General features: G+C 43.6%; 20 protein-coding genes. 2 read left to right on the top strand and 18 right to left on the bottom strand.

Going from position 1 to position 19,539, the window contains the following annotated elements; genetic code table 11:
* Nucleotides 1-61 precede the first annotated feature (61 nt).
* The 6 genes from yiaA to M028_RS0103930 form a co-directional block, all read right to left on the bottom strand.
* Nucleotides 62-532: an inner membrane protein YiaA gene (gene yiaA / locus M028_RS0103960; RefSeq protein ID WP_026572755.1), complete on the bottom strand. Its 471-nt coding sequence runs from the start codon at nt 530-532 to the stop codon at nt 62-64.
* Nucleotides 533-652: 120 nt separating this feature from the next.
* Entirely contained in the window at nt 653-1,777 is a 1,125-nt protein-coding gene (locus M028_RS29375) for an acyltransferase family protein (RefSeq protein ID WP_051590915.1), read from the bottom strand.
* Between the two features lie 176 nt (nt 1,778-1,953).
* Entirely contained in the window at nt 1,954-3,051 is a 1,098-nt protein-coding gene (locus M028_RS0103950; RefSeq protein ID WP_026572754.1) for a 3D domain-containing protein, read from the bottom strand.
* 239 nt (nt 3,052-3,290) lie between these two features.
* Nucleotides 3,291-3,692 carry a hypothetical protein gene (locus tag M028_RS29370; protein WP_051590914.1) on the bottom strand — a complete coding sequence of 134 codons (402 nt, stop codon included), beginning with the start codon at nt 3,690-3,692 and terminating at the stop codon, nt 3,291-3,293.
* Nucleotides 3,693-4,047: 355 nt separating this feature from the next.
* Nucleotides 4,048-4,254 (bottom strand): hypothetical protein, encoded by a 207-nt coding sequence (locus M028_RS29365; RefSeq protein ID WP_035423709.1) that lies wholly within the window; start codon nt 4,252-4,254, stop codon nt 4,048-4,050.
* Nucleotides 4,244-4,660 (bottom strand): single-stranded DNA-binding protein, encoded by a 417-nt coding sequence (locus M028_RS0103930; protein WP_026572753.1) that lies wholly within the window; start codon nt 4,658-4,660, stop codon nt 4,244-4,246. The genes M028_RS29365 and M028_RS0103930 overlap by 11 nt, the downstream gene beginning before the upstream one ends.
* Nucleotides 4,661-4,953: 293 nt before the next feature.
* Between M028_RS0103930 and M028_RS0103925 the strand changes: the two genes are divergently transcribed.
* Complete coding sequence (locus tag M028_RS0103925) at nt 4,954-5,388, top strand: YwpF family protein (protein ID WP_026572752.1); 435 nt, start codon at nt 4,954-4,956, stop codon at nt 5,386-5,388.
* A gap of 367 nt (nt 5,389-5,755) precedes the next feature.
* On the opposite strand, the gene fabZ is transcribed toward M028_RS0103925, so the two are convergent.
* The 4 genes from fabZ to spoIIID form a co-directional block, all read right to left on the bottom strand.
* Complete coding sequence (fabZ, locus tag M028_RS0103920) at nt 5,756-6,190, bottom strand: 3-hydroxyacyl-ACP dehydratase FabZ (protein WP_026572751.1); 435 nt, start codon at nt 6,188-6,190, stop codon at nt 5,756-5,758.
* Between the two features lie 94 nt (nt 6,191-6,284).
* Nucleotides 6,285-6,554 (bottom strand): DNA-directed RNA polymerase subunit beta, encoded by a 270-nt coding sequence (locus M028_RS0103915; RefSeq protein WP_026572750.1) that lies wholly within the window; start codon nt 6,552-6,554, stop codon nt 6,285-6,287.
* A 268-nt stretch (nt 6,555-6,822) separates the two neighbouring features.
* Nucleotides 6,823-7,824: a rod shape-determining protein gene (locus M028_RS0103910; protein ID WP_026572749.1), complete on the bottom strand. Its 1,002-nt coding sequence runs from the start codon at nt 7,822-7,824 to the stop codon at nt 6,823-6,825.
* Between the two features lie 256 nt (nt 7,825-8,080).
* The gene (spoIIID, locus tag M028_RS0103905) at nt 8,081-8,353 is read right to left on the bottom strand and encodes a sporulation transcriptional regulator SpoIIID (protein ID WP_026572748.1); all 273 of its coding nucleotides are present in this window, start codon (nt 8,351-8,353) and stop codon (nt 8,081-8,083) included.
* Between the two features lie 538 nt (nt 8,354-8,891).
* Here spoIIID and M028_RS0103900 point away from each other — a divergent pair.
* On the top strand, nt 8,892-9,200 hold the full coding sequence (locus M028_RS0103900) for an MGMT family protein (RefSeq protein ID WP_026572747.1): 309 nt from the start codon (nt 8,892-8,894) through the stop codon (nt 9,198-9,200).
* A gap of 30 nt (nt 9,201-9,230) precedes the next feature.
* Here M028_RS0103900 and M028_RS32590 read toward each other — a convergent pair whose 3' ends face one another.
* The 8 genes from M028_RS32590 to M028_RS0103865 all read right to left on the bottom strand — a co-directional run bounded on the left by M028_RS32590 (nt 9,231) and on the right by M028_RS0103865 (nt 19,286).
* Complete coding sequence (locus M028_RS32590; RefSeq protein ID WP_155925437.1) at nt 9,231-9,374, bottom strand: hypothetical protein; 144 nt, start codon at nt 9,372-9,374, stop codon at nt 9,231-9,233.
* An 86-nt stretch (nt 9,375-9,460) separates the two neighbouring features.
* Nucleotides 9,461-14,227 (bottom strand): Ig-like domain repeat protein, encoded by a 4,767-nt coding sequence (locus M028_RS0103895; protein WP_026572746.1) that lies wholly within the window; start codon nt 14,225-14,227, stop codon nt 9,461-9,463.
* A gap of 13 nt (nt 14,228-14,240) precedes the next feature.
* Nucleotides 14,241-14,633 (bottom strand): hypothetical protein, encoded by a 393-nt coding sequence (locus tag M028_RS0103890; RefSeq protein ID WP_026572745.1) that lies wholly within the window; start codon nt 14,631-14,633, stop codon nt 14,241-14,243.
* A 15-nt stretch (nt 14,634-14,648) separates the two neighbouring features.
* Nucleotides 14,649-16,583: a protein kinase domain-containing protein gene (locus M028_RS0103885; RefSeq protein ID WP_026572744.1), complete on the bottom strand. Its 1,935-nt coding sequence runs from the start codon at nt 16,581-16,583 to the stop codon at nt 14,649-14,651.
* 19 nt (nt 16,584-16,602) lie between these two features.
* Nucleotides 16,603-17,370, bottom strand: coding sequence for a PP2C family protein-serine/threonine phosphatase (locus M028_RS0103880; protein WP_026572743.1), 768 nt, complete (start codon nt 17,368-17,370; stop codon nt 16,603-16,605).
* Nucleotides 17,371-17,483: 113 nt separating this feature from the next.
* Nucleotides 17,484-18,548, bottom strand: coding sequence for a DUF6382 domain-containing protein (locus tag M028_RS0103875; RefSeq protein WP_026572742.1), 1,065 nt, complete (start codon nt 18,546-18,548; stop codon nt 17,484-17,486).
* A gap of 99 nt (nt 18,549-18,647) precedes the next feature.
* Nucleotides 18,648-18,950: a pore-forming ESAT-6 family protein gene (locus tag M028_RS0103870; RefSeq protein ID WP_051590913.1), complete on the bottom strand. Its 303-nt coding sequence runs from the start codon at nt 18,948-18,950 to the stop codon at nt 18,648-18,650.
* A 33-nt stretch (nt 18,951-18,983) separates the two neighbouring features.
* Nucleotides 18,984-19,286, bottom strand: a complete 303-nt coding sequence (locus M028_RS0103865; RefSeq protein WP_026572740.1) for a WXG100 family type VII secretion target — start codon at nt 19,284-19,286, stop codon at nt 18,984-18,986.
* Between the last annotated feature and the right edge of the window lie 253 nt (nt 19,287-19,539).

Raw genomic sequence — 19,539 nt, 5'->3', positions numbered from 1 at the left:
CAATTTCCCTTTCCAGGAACACCCTGCTTGAGCAAAAAAAAAAACGACAGTTCCCTGTCGTTCAATCTCTTTCTCTTGCCCTCTGTGTATCTCGAATATTCTTTTGGACCGTAATGGCTGCAAATAAGCTCAGAACAAACGACATCCCATAAAATCCCTTTTCACTTAACACAATACTTCCTGCATTATATAACCCGATAACCATTAATGAAATCGATACAATCATCGCAAACCAGCTAATCCCATAATAAATATTCGTTACAGGGATTCCCTCTTCCCTATCTCTTACTGCTTTTTGTAAAGATACCGCTGCATAGAGCCCGAACACTAAAACGGCAAAGTAATATCCTTTTTCGTTCAGCTGCATTGTTGCGTTAAACAGACCGATGAGATACGCCGCAACCCCTACTAACAGCGCTGCCCATGAAGCCCCTTTGAAAGCGGAAGTCGGTTCTCCCTCTTTCCTTTCCACTTTTATTTTTGGATCATTTTGTTTTCCTTTATCTAATATAACCTCATGATCATTCGACATGGAATTTCCCCCCTCTAATAAAATTGGTGCACCCCAGATTCACTGTAGGGCTCCCACCTAAATCTATTATAAAGGAATTTTTTACAAATAATAGTCCAAATTTCCAACCTGGAATTCCACCTATTTATGTAGAGAATACGTTGCTTGTGCTTTGTTTTTCCTAATTTCCCCCTTCATCCCAAACAAAAACCTCAGCACGCTAAAGCGCCGAACAACAAAGTGATAGCCACCCATAATCAAGATAAAGGAAATGGAAATCAGAAAAACCAGCTTAACAGCTATCGGCCATGATAGCTCGCGGATGAAAAAGCCAAGCAGCACAATGACAGGCTGATGCAAAACATAAAATGGCATTGACGCTTCACTTGCATACTTCAGAAAACGATTGGTCATAGATAAATATTTGTCTGCCAGGAAGAAGATGCATAGTAACAAGCTCCAGCAATTAATCGTTCGGACAGCAAAAAAGATGATCTCCTCCACCGATCCCGGTTGAGGATAAGCCTTCATAAACCAGACGATGTATACAGCGGAAGAAATCAAGGCAAGCGTCATGTGAATCTTGATTGTGGCTTGAAGATTATCTTTAAAAGCTTCACTTGAAAAAAAGTAATAACCATAAATAAAGACGATTAGATAAAATACAAGGTCCCAGCCGCCTAACCCCTGAGTTTTGACTAATCCTGATGCAAAAAGAATAAACGGCAGCAGCCACAAATGGACCCGGCCAAATCTTCCACTGCAAGGGATTTTTTTAAATATAGGTATCGTAAGAAAGGAGAATACGAGCAGTACGAGTAGATACCAAAGATGTAGTCCAAAGAATGCGAAATTTCCTGTTCCGCCAAAATCTAAATAAATCCCATCAAAATAGTGAGGAAGAAACTCTAGGAATGAACCATTAAACTGACGGTTGGCAATTCGTTCAAGAAAAATTTGGTGAGGAGTTAAGATGAATACCCCAAACACAAGCGGCACTCCTAGCCGAATCAACCGTTCTTTGAAAAAAGCAGTCACGGGGCGATTTTTCAAGGCATACGTCACACTGATTCCTGATACCGCGAAAAAGATCGGCATGATCCAAGCACCCACAAATAAGGAAAATACTAAAATACTCCCTGAATCTATTTGATTATTTTTGACATGCCAAGGAAATGGGTTAAAAAACATCGAGCAGTGGTAAAAAAATACCGCGAGCGTCGCGAACACACGAATCCAGTCCAAATCATATTGTCTTTTCAACATCCACCCTCCGTTCTATGGAATTAATATCCAATATTACTGTAGGCGGGAACTGGATACAAGTCAATACAATTTTATTTATTCGACAAAAATCGGGTGGTGCCTGTCACCACCCGATTTTTGTCGAATCCTAAAAAAAGAGACCAAACAATTTGCGTGTTTGGTCTCTTTCTTGGTTACTAATCTAATATTTTCACTTTCACGGTTCTTCTGCCCCAGGCTAGAGCTTGCGCTTTGGTTGGTTTTAAAACATCGATTATGTGGCCGTGGATAGCACCGCCTGTATCGCCTGCAACTGCGACCCCGTAGCCTTCTACCCAAACTTTGCTTCCTAATGGAATGACAGATGGGTCAACGGCAATAAGCTTCATATATGGGTTTTCTTTAATATTGTAACCCATTCTTGTAATCGCACCAGAACTTGAGTAGCTATAGGCGGTTGCGGTAACATAAAAAGTTTCCCCGTTGCCTGTCGGTTGTGAATCGTTTTGCTGGCTTCCTGCAGATGCCGATGCAGCTACTGCCCTCGATTTTGCCGCTGCCTGTTCCTTGCGAACTCTTTCTTCAGCCGCTCTTAGCTCAGCTTGAATGCTTGCTTTTTCTTTTTTGGCAAGCGCCATTTCTTTATCGATTTTGCTATATTTATCTTGCATTTCTTTTAAGGTCTCTTGTCTTTTTTGCAGATTCAAACTAAGTTGTTCCTGCTGATTGGCTAGGTTTTTTTGTTCCTCTTTTAAAACCTGCTCTTGTTGATCAATCTCTTTTTTATCGTCTTCAATCTGTTTAAGGTCATGTTTCTGGTCATCTAAAATGCTTTGGTCAGCGTTAAATAGAGCCGAGACCGCACTTGCGCGTTGTAGTAAGTCATCAAAACTTTTGGCGTTTAGTAGAACCTTGATCACTAAGCTTACACTATTGTCGTGCTGAAGGGCGACTAGCCGCTTTTTCATGACATCTTGGCGGGCCAGAATTTTGTCCTCAACAGTGACAATTTCTTCTTTTTTCTGCTCAATGAGCTTATTGGTCTCATCAATTTTGTTTTGCGTTTTGGTCAACGCTTCTTTGTTCGCTGAAATATATTTATAGATTGAGTCCATTTCTTGCTTAATGTTTGTCATCTCGTTTGAAACAGATTGCTTTTCTTGTGCTTTTTGCTGAAGGTCCTGCTCGACATTATGTAATGCTTCCGTATTGCTCTCGGCATATGTCATGATTGAACCAGTTCCACACAATGTTAATGTAAAAATTACGAGAATCATACGCTTAAAAAATTGCATACTCTTTCCCCCTTTCCCTATTTATATCAAATCAATATACCAGCAATGTTACAAAAACATTAAAATTCACCCCACTTTTGTCATATAAGCCGAAATTTCACCAAAAGGGGACAATTACCAAATGCGGTGACAGGCACCGCCCGTGGACTTTTCGCCCCTTTTGTCCGTGTGGAGTGAACAGCTTGAACTGGCAAAAAAATAAGCTAGGCTGGATGCCTAGCTTATTTCTTAAAATCTAATCACTCCCTGACCCGCTTACTCTCCGCCAGCACGCGGGTTTTCTTCCTTTTCGCCATCCTGATTTTATCTTCTGGGAAGCTTGTTAAATAGGAAGCCTTATTCCCTTCTTTTACGATAAAATTATTTAAAATATTATAAACGGCTTGCTCACTGAGCTGCTGATTTCCTTCGAAAAGCTGAAATGAATGATTTTGATAGGTAAATTGAAATCTTTTGTTATAGTAATAGATGGATACTGAATGTGTATCGCCAAGAGGAATGGTTTGATAGAAGCTGCTCTGAGATGGGTCTTTGGAAAGCGTTAATGCATCGAAAAAGCCTGGCTTGCTCTTGATCATAATTTCGCGATTACTTAGCATGACGCCAATAAAGTTCAACGAACTGCTCGGATTTTTATCCATATGATCACTCCAAATCTTACAATTATCTACATTATATGACAATAATTTCTTCTCCCGCAATCACCCTAGAAACAAAAAGTGGAATTGTGCGTTTTTATTCACAATTTCTCCTACTTTCGATACTTACCAAACGTTATTCATGAGAACATCCGATGTACCTTTTCCCCCCAAAAAAACAAAGAAGCCGCTGGACAACTATGTCAGCGGCTTCTTATAAAAAACAGGGGGTTTTGCTAACATTATGCCCTGTTGCCGTTTTTTTATACCAAAAAAATAAAAATCCGGCAGAATCGCCGGAAAACTTGGGGTGACTAGGAGAGACATTTGATTTTATATAGTGAGGAAATCATGGCCATCAACTGATGTGGGGGGTGGATGAGGCGGATTCTTGAGGTTGCTCGGGGTAGATGCGGATGGTGCCTCGTTCCTTTTCCTCCTTGATAAAGGTTTCAAGCTGGATGACTCTTCGCTGCAAGCCGTCTACTTTTTGGTTTGCCTTCCCGACCATTTTGATCAATGATTCCATGAGCCGCTCTAGAGTTTCACTGTGATTAGCTTCCAACTGGTACTTCCTCCTTTTTTTCGATCAGTTCAGGATTCGGGCTCTGGGTCTGGGGTGGAGACGGACTCGGGCCTGAATTCGCCACATGCGGTTTGGCGCCTAAAAAGCGGATTTGCTCCCCGACCACCTCGGTTATATACACCCTCTTTCCATCTTTTTCGTAATTCCGGGTATGCAGCCGCCCTGTAACCCCGACGACAGAACCCTTCCGGCAGTATTGCGCGGTGTTTTCAGCCGCCTTTCGCCACAGCGTGCACAAAACAAAGTCTGCTTCAATCTCTCCATTATGGTTGCGAAAATTTCGGCTTACAGCGAGCGTCACCTGTGTAACGGGGGTTCCATCGGACGTTGTTTTCAGCTCTGGATCCTTCGTCAGTCTTCCAACAAGCGTGACTTGATTGATCATTTGTTCAACTCCTCTCTGTTTCATGGCTTTATCATAGTCCTCTCCGCCTCCCCCTGTAAAATCACGAAAAATGCTTTTTCGAGGATATTTATGGTTGAAAAAAGGTTTTTCTCTAAGGGGAAATTGGCCCTTTTGATGGGTATGGGGCGTGAAAAACCATTTTTGCAAGATTCGACATATATTTTTCGACATTTGCTTTCATTCTGCATATGTTATAATTTAGGAAAAGTGATTCGTCACGTTGACTTGGGGGAATAGGTCCGCGGCAAAATGCTAGAAGGAGGTTTTACCTAATGAAATCGTTCAAGTTGGTGTCATTGGAAGTGGTTGAGAATGACAATTCTGTGGAAATTCCGTTACATGATGGTTTAATCATTAATAAAGAAGATGAGCAGCACACCTGGCTACTGGAAGCTTATACGGATCTGTCTCTTTATGATTATTTTAAAAAGATTCAGGATGAAGGCCGTGAAATTATTGTTGAAGCGGTAATTACGAAGCTTGAAAATGATCCGGCATTTTTCCAAACGAAGATTGGTACGTTGAATAAGTTTGAAAATCATATGAGTGTGTTGTTGGAAGGCCGTCTGCGCCGTCTGCGCCGTGATTATTCTGAGCTGCTGCTCGATAGTTTGATTCAAAGAGGTTTGAGTGGCCAAGCCCTCCTGACTGAGTTTAAGGAAAAAATGAAAAGTAAACCGAAGATTAAGATGAAGACTCCACAGTGAGTGTAAGCCAGGCTTGGTGCCTGGCTTTTTGTTTTGGGGTGGATTCGTTCGGTTCGGAACATTTAATTGATGGGATAGAACATATTTCCTCGTAATCGGAACATATCTCTTTCGTAATGGAACATATAATTAAAATCACCCTTGAAGAAGTTAATTTTAAGGGCAAGATCCGCATAAAAATGGCCCGTTCACTTGAATGTGAGGGAAAAAATTAACGATGCTAGGCATCCGCCTAGCTATTTGATTACTAAACAAACGTTTGGAGCATATAATCACCAAAAGAGAACATAAAACCTCAAAAACGGAACAAATCCATAACACCGACCCCACAAAAAAATGACCAGTCCCCCGGCCATTTCTCCAAACACTATTCTTTTTTCTCGCCCAGCGCAAATGTAATTTCCGCTTCACAGGCGATCTCACCGTCAACCGTCGCAACAGCTTTTCCTTTTCCAACTGGACCGCGCAAACGAATGATTTCAACCTCAAGACGAAGCTGGTCCCCAGGCTTGACCTGTTTTTTGAAACGGCAGCCGTCAATCCCCGCAAAGAATGCTAATCGGCCACGGTTTTCCTCTTTTTTCAACATGGCAACAGCACCAACCTGTGCCAATGCTTCCACGATTAAAACGCCAGGCATGACCGGATAATCAGGAAAGTGTCCGTTGAAAAACTCCTCGTTTGCTGAAACATTTTTAATCCCAATCGCCCGTTTTCCTTCCTCAACCTCCAAAATTCGGTCTACCAGCAAAAATGGATAACGGTGTGGAATAATTTCTTTAATTTGTTCGATATCAAGCATTTTTAGTACCTCCTACTAAGATTAGCTACTTAAAATACATTTTACTATTAAACACAAACAAAGGGAAGAGATTGCTCCCTTCCCTCCAATCGATTTATTTTTTATCAACCAAGTCGATGATATGCGTCCACGTTGATTCCTTAAAAACATCTGCAATTTTTCCGCCGCCAAGCATACCATAGCCAACCGCTGATCCCGCCATGACGCAAATAAATATACTCATCACCAAAAGAATAAGCCGCAGCCAAATCGGAATCAAGCGTACTCTCACCCGTTTTGTCGCTGGGCGTACTTCTTCCGCCGTTTTTTGCGAATCAGCTTTTTCCTTTTTTAATTCTTCCCTCGTTTTCACTTGTTCGGACATCGGAATTCCCCTTTGTGTTTCTCCCAAAACTAGCGAGTTAAAACATATTATTCCCTAAATTATATTGTTTTTATAAAATTATTCGCCTAGTCTTATTTCTATTATAAAAAATATTTTAAAAATACTCATCAACTTTTTGTGGAAAAGGTCGCCTTTTGTAAAAAAAACGCGAATCTTGTGGAGTACTTATTCCGGTTTTTACACTTTAACACAACAAAAAAGCCCAACAACGCATAACCCACGCGTCATCAGGCTCTAACCAAAAAACTTATCCCAGCTTCCTACCAGGAATCCGGTCAATATTATCCAACATAATTCCCGTACCGATCGCCACGCAGTCCATCGGATTCTCCGCAACCAATACCGGTACCTTCAACTCATCCGCAAGCAGCATATCAATTCCGTGCAGCAATGCACCGCCACCCGTCAAAATCACACCGCGGTCAATAATATCCGCAGACAACTCTGGTGGAGTCCGCTCAAGCACACTCTTCGCGGCCTGAACAATCACTGCAACCGACTCACGAAGCGCCCCCTCAATCTCTTCCGAACGAACCGAAATCGTGCGTGGCAGACCGCTAACCATATCACGGCCGCGAATCTCCATTTCTTCCGAACGAGAACCAGGAAACACCGTCCCAATATTAATTTTAATATTCTCCGCCGTACGCTCCCCGATCAACAGCTTGTACTCGCGCTTGATGTGGTTGAGAATCTCCATATCGAACTTATCGCCCGCCATCTTAATCGAAGAAGACGTCACGATATCGCCCATCGAAAGCACGGCGACATCCGTCGTACCGCCGCCGATATCCACGACCATATTCCCGCTCGGCTGGAAAATATCCATCCCTGCGCCAATCGCCGCCACCTTCGGCTCCTCTTCAAGATATATCTTCTTGCCGCCGCTCTTCTCAGCCGCTTCCTTGATTGCCTTCTGCTCAACACTCGTAATATTCGTCGGGCAGCAAATCAAAATACGCGGCTTCGAAAGAAATCCTTTTACATTCAACTTATTAATAAAATGTTTTAACATTGCTTCAGTTACATCAAAGTCAGCGATTACGCCATCCTTTAGCGGACGAATCGCGACAATGTTCCCAGGTGTACGTCCCACCATGCGGCGCGCCTCTTCACCAACCGCTAAAACACGATTCGTATTTCGGTCAATCGCCACCACAGAAGGCTCATTCAACACAATCCCACGGCCCTTCACGTGAATCAACACGTTCGCAGTACCCAAATCAATACCAATATCCCTAGCAAACATTCTCTTGTCTTTCCTCCTTAACGGATCCTACTACTCTAATTGTTTATTGTATCACAACCAAAGAAAATTCCATACTTTTAACTCAAAAATATGTAATTATTTGTCGGAAATCAAAAAAATCCGAAAACAGTAATTGTCCTCGAATTTTTTAGAAAAGGAACTCGTTAAGCTTCCTTAAAAATATAGCGCTTACATATGAACACACTCCTATAGTCACAAATCCCCCTTCCGCCAAAAGTCTTGCATTTCTCTAAAATTATTTCACCGCTTCGCCTTCTCTTTCTTCCTTTTGGTACTTCATTTTTGTTGCTTCCCCGCCCCTTAAATGCCGGATCGATTTATGATAATCTAAAATCTCTTTTACTTCATTCGCCAGTTCTGGATTAATTTCAGGAAGCCTCTCTGTCAAATCTTTATGGACTGTACTTTTGGATACGCCAAACTCCTTCGCAATTACGCGAACCGTTTTCCTCGTCTCCACGATATACTTTCCAATCTTGATAGTTCTCTCTTTGATGTAATCGTGCACACTCTCGCCCTCCCTAAATTGGATGTGAGTAGTGTGAAATGAGACTCGCTTATCACAATGACGAATTCTGCTTTCCGCATGGGTGACAGGCACCACAAAAGGACATTTTCACCACTTTGTCCATCTGGGATGGACATTACTTTTGATGGGTCACCATGCGACAGAAAGTAATCTACCTTCTGATCATACTAGGAATAATCATGTCCCCGACTAAATCCACGCCCTCCACAAACGATTCCTCACCTCAAACACTCTCTTTGTAAAGGTTTGTAACAGTTTATTAGCTTGGATACGGGTTTATGCACAAAAAACACAATCAGGACAAGGTGTTTCGGAAATTTTTTGAAAAATCGGACACTGTTTAAATCAGTATTCTCTAGCATTCCACCATTCGACAACACCGCGAAAATGCTGAAATCCGCGATATCCCTATTATTTTCCGGGAAATGACTTCCCTGTATTGCTATTTCCCAAGAAATTTGTCGATTTCCCCGATTTCAAATAAAATTAAAATAAGTCATAAGGAAAGGATATCAACATGACTCCGTTTACCGAAAATGTGATTAGTATCATTAAAAATATTCCTGCAGGAAAAGTAATGACATACGGGCAGATTGCAGGGCTCGCCGGCAGTCCACGCGCTGCCCGTCAAGTTGTGCGCATCCTCCATTCGATGAGCCGGAAACACCGCCTGCCCTGGCACCGGGTCATCAATGGTAAAGGCCATATCGCCCACCGATACGATGAATCTTATCAAGAGCAGATGTTTGCACTTGAAGCCGAGGGAGTGGAAGTTGGCCTGCACGGCAGCATTGATTTGGGAAAATATCAGTATCATCCAAGCTAGGAGTAATATAACCTTCCTAGCCTTATCAATTTATGTTCCATTCGTATCGATATACGATCCATCCGTATCGTTATATGTTCCTTCTGTATCGATATACGATCCATCCGTATCGTTATATGTTCTTTCTGTATCGATATACGATCCATCCGTATCGATAAATCGAATAGGTTCCAACCGCCCATTTTTATGTTCCTAACACCAACTCAAGCCCCCAAAACCACAACACAAAAAGCCAGGCATCCGCCTGGCTCCCCAAAAACTTACTCACTTACATCTTCCTCTTTCCGTCTTCTTACCACAGCCGTAGCTCCCAAACCAATCAACGCCAACACACCCACAATACTGCCTGCAAACAAAGGTTTATTCTCATAAAACTTCATCATCGCGGCCTTTTGGGCGATCTGAAATGGGAATTCTTTGGTAACCTTGTTTCCGGCATCATCGAACGCGACAACTTTCACCTTATACGACCCAATTTTCTTAAAATTCTTCGAATACACCGTGTTCCCGTTGTCATCCTTCGTCTCAACAAGGTCCTTCACAGGCACATCGTTCACTAAAACTTCCTTAATCGTATCTTTCGGATTATCCAGATGTATCGCTAAACGTACCGGGTCATAATAGGTTTTACCGCTCTCAATGCCTTCTAATTCAACCTTCGGCGCCGTCTTATCAAGAATAAACTCGACACTCATCTGCTTAATGTTACCAGCCTTATCCTTGACCTCGAAGAACAGAACATGCTTCCCTTCAGACGTAATCGGCTCACCTAACTTATAATCTTCTCCGTCCAGGGTTTGCGCGATAATATCGTAGGCACTATGGTCCTGAATCAGCAATTTCGGAATTAAGTCCTCTTTAAAATACTGATTTGAAATCGCCTCGTTGAACTTGATGGACGGAGCCGTCTTGTCAATCGTGAACACAATCGTTCTCGAGCTAACGTTTTTCGCTAAATCGATCACCTTCGCCTTCAGAACATAAACTTTCTCCTCATTCAGCTTCGTTCCATTCACATATGGTCTGCCATCCAGCGTTACCGATGTTTTGCCCTTATCCAAATGCACATCCGAATACGTCACAAACGGCGAGAGATCCTTTTTAAAGAATCCATCCAAAACACCTGTAATCGAAAGCTCCGGCTTCGATGTATCCAAGGTAAAATGAATCGCTAACTCCGTTTCATTTCCGGCCTTATCCCGTGCAACAACCTTGTACTTATACTCCATTTCCTTCGATGCGGTCAGAGCACTTTTTCCAATGTTTTTACCGTTCAAAACCACCGAAATAATCGAATCATCACTTGGGTGATCGAGCGCAAATTCTGGTGTAAAAATCTCGTTAATAAATGCGCCGTTCTTAATCACACGGTCCTGCCCTCTGAATTTCGGGGTAATCACCGGCTTGGTTTTATCAATCGTGAATTTCATTACCTTACTAAAATGATTCCCAGCTTTATCCGTCGCATCGACGGTCAACTGATAATCGCCCTCTTTGCTAAAATTATGACTGAACGACGCTACATCCCCACTCACCACAAATCCGCCAACAGGATAATTGTGTCCATCCCTCTTAACAACGATTTTATTGATATCAAAGTTCCGGTCCTGAATCGTTGCCTTAACAAGCTTGTCCTCTTTATAATAGGCGCCCTGTTCCACACCGGTAATCTCAATTGCCGGTTTCGTTTTATCAATCGTAAACGTACGCTTGACCTCAACCGGACCATTGCCTGCCTTATCCTCCGCACGTATCAAAATTGAATACAAACCATCTTTTGAAAAATTGTAGCTTAGATTCGAATGCTGTTTTACAGGCATTGTTCCAATCCCAAACGGTTGACCATCCTTCATAACAGAGAGTTCTACCTGATTGGTAGAATAGTTCTCTTCATCCACCGAAATCGCCACATTCTTACTCTTCGGATTAAACGAATTGTTGTCCACTCCGTCTACTTTTACCACTGGCTTCGTGTGGTCAATAATAAACTCAACCGGCTTCAAGCTCGTATCACGGCCCGCTTTGTCAGTGGTCGAGAGCTTAACGAAATATTTTCCTTCATCCTTAAAATTGTAGCTTAACTCGCCTTTTGTCTTTGAAGTTAACCCCAGCCAGCCTACCGAATAGGGCTTGCCGTTTCGAGAAACCTTCAGCGAGGTTTGGCTTAAATCAATATTGGTATCCTTAACCGTAAATGCAGCAGTCTTGCTCTTGTAATTCTGCCCATCCCCAATCCCGCTAATCGCAAGCTCTGGATTGATATGGTCAATTGTAAAGGTTACCGATTTTTCAGCACCCTTATTCCCGGCTGCGTCGGCTGCCGCTACCGTAATTGTATACTCACGGTCCTCTTTAAATTCGTAATCGAGCGTTGAAGTCTCACCGCTATTTTTCCATTCACCGATGGATATGTTTTTGCCATTTTCCTTCACATTTACATCAACATGATTATTTTTAAAATTATGCTCCTCGACGATAACAGAAACCTCTTTATCCTTGCTGGAATAGGAATCATCCTTCACCGCTGAACCCGAATTCTTATTCACAATACTAATTTTTGGTGCAATCGTGTCGACCGTAAACGATAAGGTTTTCGTCTCAGCGACATTGCCCGCTTTGTCCTCCGCTTCAACTGTAATGACGTAATCGCCATCCGTCGTGAATGGAATTTTCACTTCAGAGTGAATACCCGTATTTTTGAAGGTCAGCTTTTTGTCCCCAACCGTGACCGTCACGTTATCTGTTTGGTAATGGGTTTCATCCACGCCGATTGTCACTTCGTCTTTTTGCACGAAGGCCCCCTCATTGATTCCCGACAACGCAATTTCTGGAGCTGTTTTATCAATCACAAACGAAAGCTGATTGCGGCTGGTTTTTCCAAAAATATCTTCTGAAGTAACGGTGAGGTCATAATCGCCTTCCTCTGTAAACGGAAGCTCCATCTCGCCGCGAAGAATCCACTTAAATTGATCCGAGAATGTCCAATCGCCGATGATTTTCTTCGTGACATCCTCCCCATTTTTCAGAACCTTCACCGTCGTCTTTTGCGGGTCAAATGTGTAATCATCCACCGAAACGGTGACCGTTTTATCGGTATTGTAGTGCTCTCCCGGTGCGACATTATCGGAAAAATGAATCGCTGGGCCGGTTTTATCAATCGTAAACGTCTTGGTAACCGTTTTTTCATTATCTGCCTTGTCCTTGGAGGTTACCGTGATTTCATAAACTCCGTCTTCGTCAAATTGATGTTCCGTTGTGGCAGTATCGCCATCTAGGACAAGCGTTTTGATGTCATACGCTTTTCCGTCCTTCTTCACGGCTACGTCGTATTGATCAAGATACTTATCCTGAACAGAAATTTTTACATTTTGATCCTGATCATATTTGGCCCCATCTTCCACCGTGGAAATCTTAACAACCGGGGCTGTCATATCAATCGTAAATGCCGCCGTTTTTTCCGGTGAAGCATTTCCTAGTTTGTCGGTTGCGTTTAAGCTCAGTTCATATTTGCCCTCGTCTTTAAACGTATGCTTGGCCACAGCGTTTGTGCCCGTTTGCGCAAATGAAATGGGTTCCGAGTACGCATCCCCGTCTTTTACCACTTTTATAACAGTTTTGCTTAAATCAAGTGTCAAATCTTGGGCGGTAAAAATAACCTCTTTCGCCCCATTGATAAACCCGGGAACATCCGAAATGTCCAACACCGGCGCCGTTTGGTCAATGGTAAACGTAATCGTCTTCGTTGCTGTGTTTCCGGCTTTATCTTCTGCCGACAGCTCAAGCTTGTAAACCCCGTCCTTAGTGAGGCTGTGCTCACCATAAGCTTCTTTACCTGCAAACGTTTCATTCTTACCGCTAACATGAGTCACCTTCAGCAGCACTGAATCCTCATCCAAATTCGGATCCTTCACATCGATTCCAAATTTTCGCGGCTTTTTGTCGCTGCCCTGATCTTCCACACCGGTAAAGCTAAGCTCCGGCTTCGTGGTATCAATGGTAAACGTGGTTTCACCGAGGTCGAAACCGACAGGATTTTTTCGATCCTTCACCGTGACTTTTACTTTATAAACCCCTTGTTCCGAAAGCTCAAGAGTGGCAGTCTTCCCGCGTTCGTCGAAGGATTTTGTCGTCGTTTCCCCGTCCTTCTCTACCACCGCAGTGGCATCCCAAATCTTAAAATCATCACTGACCTTCAACTGAACCGGCTCATTATAAGAGCCATTTTCCCTGCTATTCACAATCGTTAAGCGCGGACCCTTATCCCAAATCCCAAAGGTCACCTTTTTCGCTTCACTCTTGTTTCCTGCCTCATCCGCTGCAACAACGGTCACTTCATAGTCGCCGATTTGGTCGAATGTCAAAGTCGTTTGACCGTCCTTCCATTCAGGTGACGAACTTAAGGCTATATCATCTTTGACAACCGAAATCGTATCCTTCGAAGGGTCAAAGTGAGCGTCGTCGACTTTGACCGTCATCGTGACCGGCTTTTCCGTAAACCCGCCGTCTGAAAAATCACCGTCCTGAAACTTCGTTTGAACGTCGACAACCGGCTTAGTTGTATCTCGTTTAATTGTAAACGTGCTCGTATGTTCAGGAATTTTCCACGTGTTTTTCTTTACCATCTCAACCGTGACGTCCAAACCCCCGTCCTTGCTGTCCGCAGGCAAGGGAATGGTTACCGTGTATCCACCTTGAAACCCTTTTTCTGTGTCTTTCACCTCGGTAATTTCCGGCTTCATCGCGGCACCCGGGTAAGATGCGCTAACCTCAAACGGCCTTTCCGCCCCTTCCGGCTGACTGTTTTTAAAATCCTCCGTTAAATCAATCTGGAAGGATACAGAATTTCCATTTGTGTACCAGTTGGGCTGCTTGTCCGATTCCATATCCCATTGATCGCCGTTAAAGACAACTAAACGTTTGGCTCCATCCAATGAAAACGCGTTTGTGCTAAAAAACAGCACAGACAAGAGCAACAATCCGCACGCTAATACCCAAATCAGCGATTTTCTGTTTGCTATTTCCGACATCTCCCTATCCCCTCTAGATGACCGTGTTGGAATGCACAATCACCACATCTACTTCTTTGATAAACTCGTTTTCTACCAAAAGTGTCGTTTCTTCTACTAAAAGCGTTGTCTCTTCCGTCAGTAAGGTCGTTTCCTCAATGTCCCCAAGCACCACCGTTTCCGCCACTTCCAAGAGCTCTGTTTCCTCGGCAGCCGCTAATTCCGCATACTGCTTTTTCAGCATGATTTCCTTTGTATGCTTTTCCCTAGATTCCTCATCCATTCGCCGGCGTTTTTTCCGAAACTGAATCCCGGTTAAATCGGTGAAAACCTGGGCGATCTCCATTTTTACAAAAAGGACAATCGAGATGGCGAAAGTAATCAGTGCGCCGGCTAGGCCCCCGTAAAACATGATCTGGTACCCCATCTTTTCTCCCCCTTTCTACTTGAGACCGAGTGCCACAAGCCGCCCTGTCAACTTTTTAAAATCAGCATCGCCCTTCGCACCGGCAAGCTTACTTACTTTTTCATACACTTGTTTGGCCTGCTTAAAATTACGCTTGCCCTCCGGCTTGGCTTGTTCGATATCTAGCAATACATCTGCTAGTTTTATATAGGCATCGATGTACTTCGGATATCCCTTGATCGTATCCTGCAGCGTCGTGACAGCCTTCGCCCAATCCTTCATATCCTGATAAATCACACCGATTTTCGTTAACACTTCCGGTTTGTCTTGCTCGTCCAAATCCTCCAGCAGTTCTTGATAAAATCGGATTGCCTGTTCAAGATCTGCTCTTGACTGCAAATTCACGCCCCTGCTGTAATAGGCCTGCCCCAGTTTACTTTTAAAATCCTCATCATACTGGGATTGCAATTTTTCATCACCAATGGACTTAAGGACCTTGTCCGCTTTATTGATGATTTCAATCGTTTTCGTATTGGCTCCGTCCAACTGCCCTTTATAGGAAATATAGATTCCGGCCAAGGATTTATAGTTATCGACTTTTTTCCGGTCATTGGCGAGCCCATCATTAAATTTTTCAAACCTTTTCAAGTTGTTGGCAAACCTTTTATAATCTATATTCATCGAGCTCGCCTGCGTGGCAATCGTTTCATAGTATTGCACATCAGGGATTTCCTCGGGATCAACGTGATTAAAATGCTTCAGCGCCTCCGGATAATTATGCAACAGATCAAAATAAGTCATCCCCATCTTGAAGCGGAGCTCGCTATTTTTCTGGATATTCCCATATTCACTGTTGATATAGGTTTCAATTTTTGTTAGGCCGTCATCGGTTTCATTGCGGCTAATAAATAAATCCAGCAAACTGATATAAGCCTCAGAACGCTTTTTATCGACAGTTGTGATTGCTTTTTCCAGCAATTTGAGCGCCTTCTGGTCCTCGCCATTCATATGCGCGACACCTGCCTCATTTACTAGTTTCATATAATCCTGGAACTCCGTATTTTTGATGCCCTGAAACCCAGCAACAGCTGTTGTTGTAAAAATAAAAAACAGTATGACAGGGACCAGATACACCGACAATTTTTTCCGCAGCTTTTGCTTGTATCTTTCTGTCAACTTGTTAATATTGTAAAGATCATAGAGCAGCTCACTACTGCTTTGATAACGGTTACCCGGCTCGGACTGGGTACACTTATTGATAATATGTTCAAGCCCTTCCGGCAGGGCCGGATCCCAGTGACGAATCGGCTTCAACTCAAACGGCGGTTCATTGATACTTTTTCCAGTGACGAGATGATATAAGGTAACTCCTAAACTATAAAGATCGGTCCTTGCATCAGTCTGCTTGCCTGAGAGCTGCTCTGGCGCTGCATAGGATTTCGTCCCAAGATTGGTCGTATCGGTTGTGCTTTCCGCCTTAAACTCGCGGGCGATCCCGAAGTCGACGAGCTTGATTTTGCCCTCCGGGGTAAGCATGATGTTGTCCGGTTTCATATCCCTGTAAATAATCGGGTGGGGTTTTCTCGTATGTATGTATTCTAAAACTTCGCCGAGCTGCTTTGCCCATTCAATGACTTTGTCAGCGGGAATGGTTTTTTCTCGTTTCAGTTTTTCTTTTAACGACTCACCTTCGATGTAGTCCATGACAACGTAGATATCGCCTTCAGAATCGATGATGTCATAGATTTTCGGCAAGGCCCCGTGGTCGAGTTTCTTCAGCATGTTGGCTTCGACAATCAAGCTGTTGATAAGCAGCTCATTGTTGCTCGGCTCGCGCTTGCGGATATCTTTTACGACCAAAGATTTATTGAGGCGGTTATCCATAGCAAGGTAGACGATACTCATCCCGCCGCGGCCGATCTCTTTTAATATTTCATAGCGATCATCGATTACTGTTCCAATCTGTATCAAGAAAAACTCCCCCCGTAGCCTATACCACTTTTGCCACCACAACCGAAATGTTATCGACTTCTTTTCGTGCTTTCACTAACTCGACTAACTCAATTACCTTTTCCTTTATCCGTACTTCATCCATCAGCTTGGCCGGATGAAAGCTCTCTGCTAGCTCTGCCTCTGAAATCTGGTGATAAAATCCATCTGAACACAACATAAAAACCGTTTTTTCCTTAAGTTCCCCTGAAGCGAAAGCAATCTCAATATCCTTCGTTGCCCCAACGCATTGCAGCAACACATTTCGGCGCGGATCCGATTTAGCCTGCTCCTCCGTCAGATTGCCGCGGGCCACTTCTCTTGCAACTAACGTTTGATCTGTCGTTAATTGGGTTAGGGTCCTCGAAATTTGATAGACTCTGCTGTCGCCAATGTGGGCGATATAGTATTTGTCGTGAACCATGAGCAGTGCCGTTAAGGTAGTCCCTAAGGTTACCTTTTCAGCCTCCCCGTAGCCCAAGATTTTTTCATTTAATTGTTGAATGCAGGCTTCTAGCTCCCTGCGAATGTCTTCCTCCAAGTGCTCGGATTGAGCGATGTTCGGCATCTCGGAGTCAAACCAATCGGCCATCCCCCTAATGACGGTTGCGCTGGCGAGCTCTCCCTGAGCCAAGCCCCCCATGCCGTCACAGACCACGAACAGGCCGACCTGTCCTTTTGGTGTCCGGGCTGTTTTTAGTAATAATCCATCCTGATTGGTTTTCTTTTTTATCCCCACATCGGTATGGAATGCCGTTAAAATGGCCATAGTTCAACCCTCATTCTTTTGTTTTTCACCTATATATCCCCCGAAAGAGGTGCCAAATAACCCCTTAACCTCGGATTACAAAAGTTTATCCGCGAATCTCAAAATCTACTATTTTAGAACAATCTAAAAACAAACTCTTCGTTTGCAAGTTTAATTTTATCTTCATGCTTCAGCTTGATTTTGCTATTTTGCACGAGCCTTACCCCGTTTAAGTAGCTGCCATTTCGAGACTGTTTGTCCACAAAGAAATATTCCCCGTCTACCGTAACGATCTCCGCATGAACCCGGCCGACCACTTTATTTTTCGCAACAAAATCAACCCGCTCGGGGTCCCGGCCCAGCTTAAAAACATCCTTCCTCAGAAAGATTTTTTCCCCTGTAGCTGCTTCAAATAGAAACGGCCTTGCAATAGATTGCGGTCCGACCCCCAATGCCGTGGTGCCCTCTTCCTCCTGAATGTTGACTGCACCTAAAACCGTCGTACCCTCTTCCACTGCGGCAGCCGCTTCACTGACAACATTCCCCTGGCTTGGACTATAAAAATGCGCCTGTGGAACCGCCTTGCCTGAATCCGTCGCTGGGCCCGCTCCAACCGCAGCAAACTCCTTCAGCTTTTCTCTAAAATCCGGTAAATGAAGGTCAGCGTTTTTGACTAGATAATTGTGGAGCTTGATAAAAAATAACAAATCATCTGCTTCATCGTACGGGGTCTCGGCAATCAACGTTTTAAGAAACTCGTTCATTGATACCTTTTCAAAAACATTAACTTTCACCGGAACGTACAAAAATACTAATCTATTTGAAAAGTCATCAAGGAAGATATATTTCTTGTTGAGCAGGATTTTCTCGGGATTGAGGCCATGTTTCTCGAGGTCCTCCAGACCTTCCATCATCATTAAAAGACTGTCCACAAGCCGCTCCTTCGTTAGGGTACTCGCGAAAAGCTGCTCCAAATTGACCGGCGAAATCATATCATAGCGCAGCGCAGCCGCCCCATCCTTCTTCACCACACCAAACGGCAGCAGCCCCGAAATCCGCATCTTATTATTCGTCAACAAATCCGTCTCCGCCTTATCCGCCACCAACTCAGCATCCAACTCCATCCCCTCCGGAACTGGAAAATAAAAATACTTCGAAAACCCATAATCCTCTAGCTTAAGCTCCATATTTCTAATCATCTATACTCCCCTCCCTATGTTAGTGGTGCCTGACAAAATTCGACAGGTGACAGGCACCACCCGAATTTTCTTGTTCCACAGAATGTTCCACAATCTAAATTATTTGAATGCGCTGGCGTTGTTGTTGATGGCTGTTTCTGTGCTGTCGTATGAGTTGACGGTTTGGTCTAAGAATTTTCCGTAGCTTTCGACGATTTCGCGGAAGTTATCGAATTTTGGTACGAGTGAGTTAAAGTTGTTTCTGATTGTGTTGGATGCATCACTGTTCCACGCATTGGCTAAGGCGTTCATTTCTTTTTTGATTTCGTCCAGTCTCGCTGTTAAGTTGTGGTTTAACGTGCGGATTTGGCTGGCGGTACTAGTGACCTCATTAAGGCCAATTTTAATTCCTTCAATTGTCATGGGTTCCACCTCTCTTTCCTAGCAATCTACTTATTAGTTTGTCAGACGTTTCGCTCCAGAAATAATATCTTGCTGTGTGTTTCTGTAAGTTTTTGCGCTAACTTTTAGGAAATCGGAGTATTGTCTCATGAGCTGAGTCATTTTTTGGAAATCATCCGTAAATCCTTTGATTTGGGTTGTATATGCCACGTTATCCTGCCCTTGCCAAGCAGCTTGCATTCCGTCTACTTCTTGAAAAAGTGCTTTATAAAGTCTTTCGTATTCAGCTGATTGCTGGTCAATCTTATTTGCTGCATCTTCCAGCTTAGCCGGATCTACCATAATGGATCTTGCCATGTTTTTTCACCTCCTTTAAAGTGATATTCCTCCTCTATTAGGACATCTTTCGCCTATAGAAAATGGCTATGCGCCAGTTTACGGCCAGCATCCGCCAGTTATGTCGTGCCATACGCAAGTTATGGCACGCCTTCCGCCAGTAGGACTGCGTTTCGCCAGTTACGCCAAACCTTCCGCCAGTTAGACACCGCCAAACGCTAGTTACACCACGCCTTCCGCCTGTTAGACACCGCCATACGCCATTAACGCTTCC

Origin of the sequence: Bacillus sp. UNC438CL73TsuS30 (assembly GCF_000482325.1) — a bacterium.
Lineage (GTDB): Bacteria > Bacillota > Bacilli > Bacillales > Cytobacillaceae > Neobacillus.
The sequence above is the reverse complement of the archived record's forward strand: the minus strand, read 5'-3'. Positions and strand labels throughout refer to the sequence as shown.

Excerpts from the sequence above, each read along its gene's own strand:
- yiaA (WP_026572755.1), bottom strand. The coding sequence starts at position 532 with ATGTCGAATGATCATGAGGTTATATTAGATAAAGGAAAACAAAATGAT.
- M028_RS29375 (WP_051590915.1), bottom strand. The coding sequence starts at position 1,777 with ATGTTGAAAAGACAATATGATTTGGACTGGATTCGTGTGTTCGCGACG.
- M028_RS0103950 (WP_026572754.1), bottom strand. The coding sequence starts at position 3,051 with ATGCAATTTTTTAAGCGTATGATTCTCGTAATTTTTACATTAACATTG.
- M028_RS29370 (WP_051590914.1), bottom strand. The coding sequence starts at position 3,692 with ATGGATAAAAATCCGAGCAGTTCGTTGAACTTTATTGGCGTCATGCTA.
- M028_RS0103930 (WP_026572753.1), bottom strand. The coding sequence starts at position 4,660 with ATGATCAATCAAGTCACGCTTGTTGGAAGACTGACGAAGGATCCAGAG.
- M028_RS0103925 (WP_026572752.1), top strand. The coding sequence starts at position 4,954 with ATGAAATCGTTCAAGTTGGTGTCATTGGAAGTGGTTGAGAATGACAAT.
- fabZ (WP_026572751.1), bottom strand. The coding sequence starts at position 6,190 with ATGCTTGATATCGAACAAATTAAAGAAATTATTCCACACCGTTATCCA.
- M028_RS0103915 (WP_026572750.1), bottom strand. The coding sequence starts at position 6,554 with ATGTCCGAACAAGTGAAAACGAGGGAAGAATTAAAAAAGGAAAAAGCT.
- M028_RS0103910 (WP_026572749.1), bottom strand. The coding sequence starts at position 7,824 with ATGTTTGCTAGGGATATTGGTATTGATTTGGGTACTGCGAACGTGTTG.
- M028_RS0103900 (WP_026572747.1), top strand. The coding sequence starts at position 8,892 with ATGACTCCGTTTACCGAAAATGTGATTAGTATCATTAAAAATATTCCT.
- M028_RS0103895 (WP_026572746.1), bottom strand. The coding sequence starts at position 14,227 with ATGTCGGAAATAGCAAACAGAAAATCGCTGATTTGGGTATTAGCGTGC.
- M028_RS0103890 (WP_026572745.1), bottom strand. The coding sequence starts at position 14,633 with ATGGGGTACCAGATCATGTTTTACGGGGGCCTAGCCGGCGCACTGATT.
- M028_RS0103880 (WP_026572743.1), bottom strand. The coding sequence starts at position 17,370 with ATGGCCATTTTAACGGCATTCCATACCGATGTGGGGATAAAAAAGAAA.
- M028_RS0103875 (WP_026572742.1), bottom strand. The coding sequence starts at position 18,548 with ATGATTAGAAATATGGAGCTTAAGCTAGAGGATTATGGGTTTTCGAAG.
- M028_RS0103870 (WP_051590913.1), bottom strand. The coding sequence starts at position 18,950 with ATGACAATTGAAGGAATTAAAATTGGCCTTAATGAGGTCACTAGTACC.
- M028_RS0103865 (WP_026572740.1), bottom strand. The coding sequence starts at position 19,286 with ATGGCAAGATCCATTATGGTAGATCCGGCTAAGCTGGAAGATGCAGCA.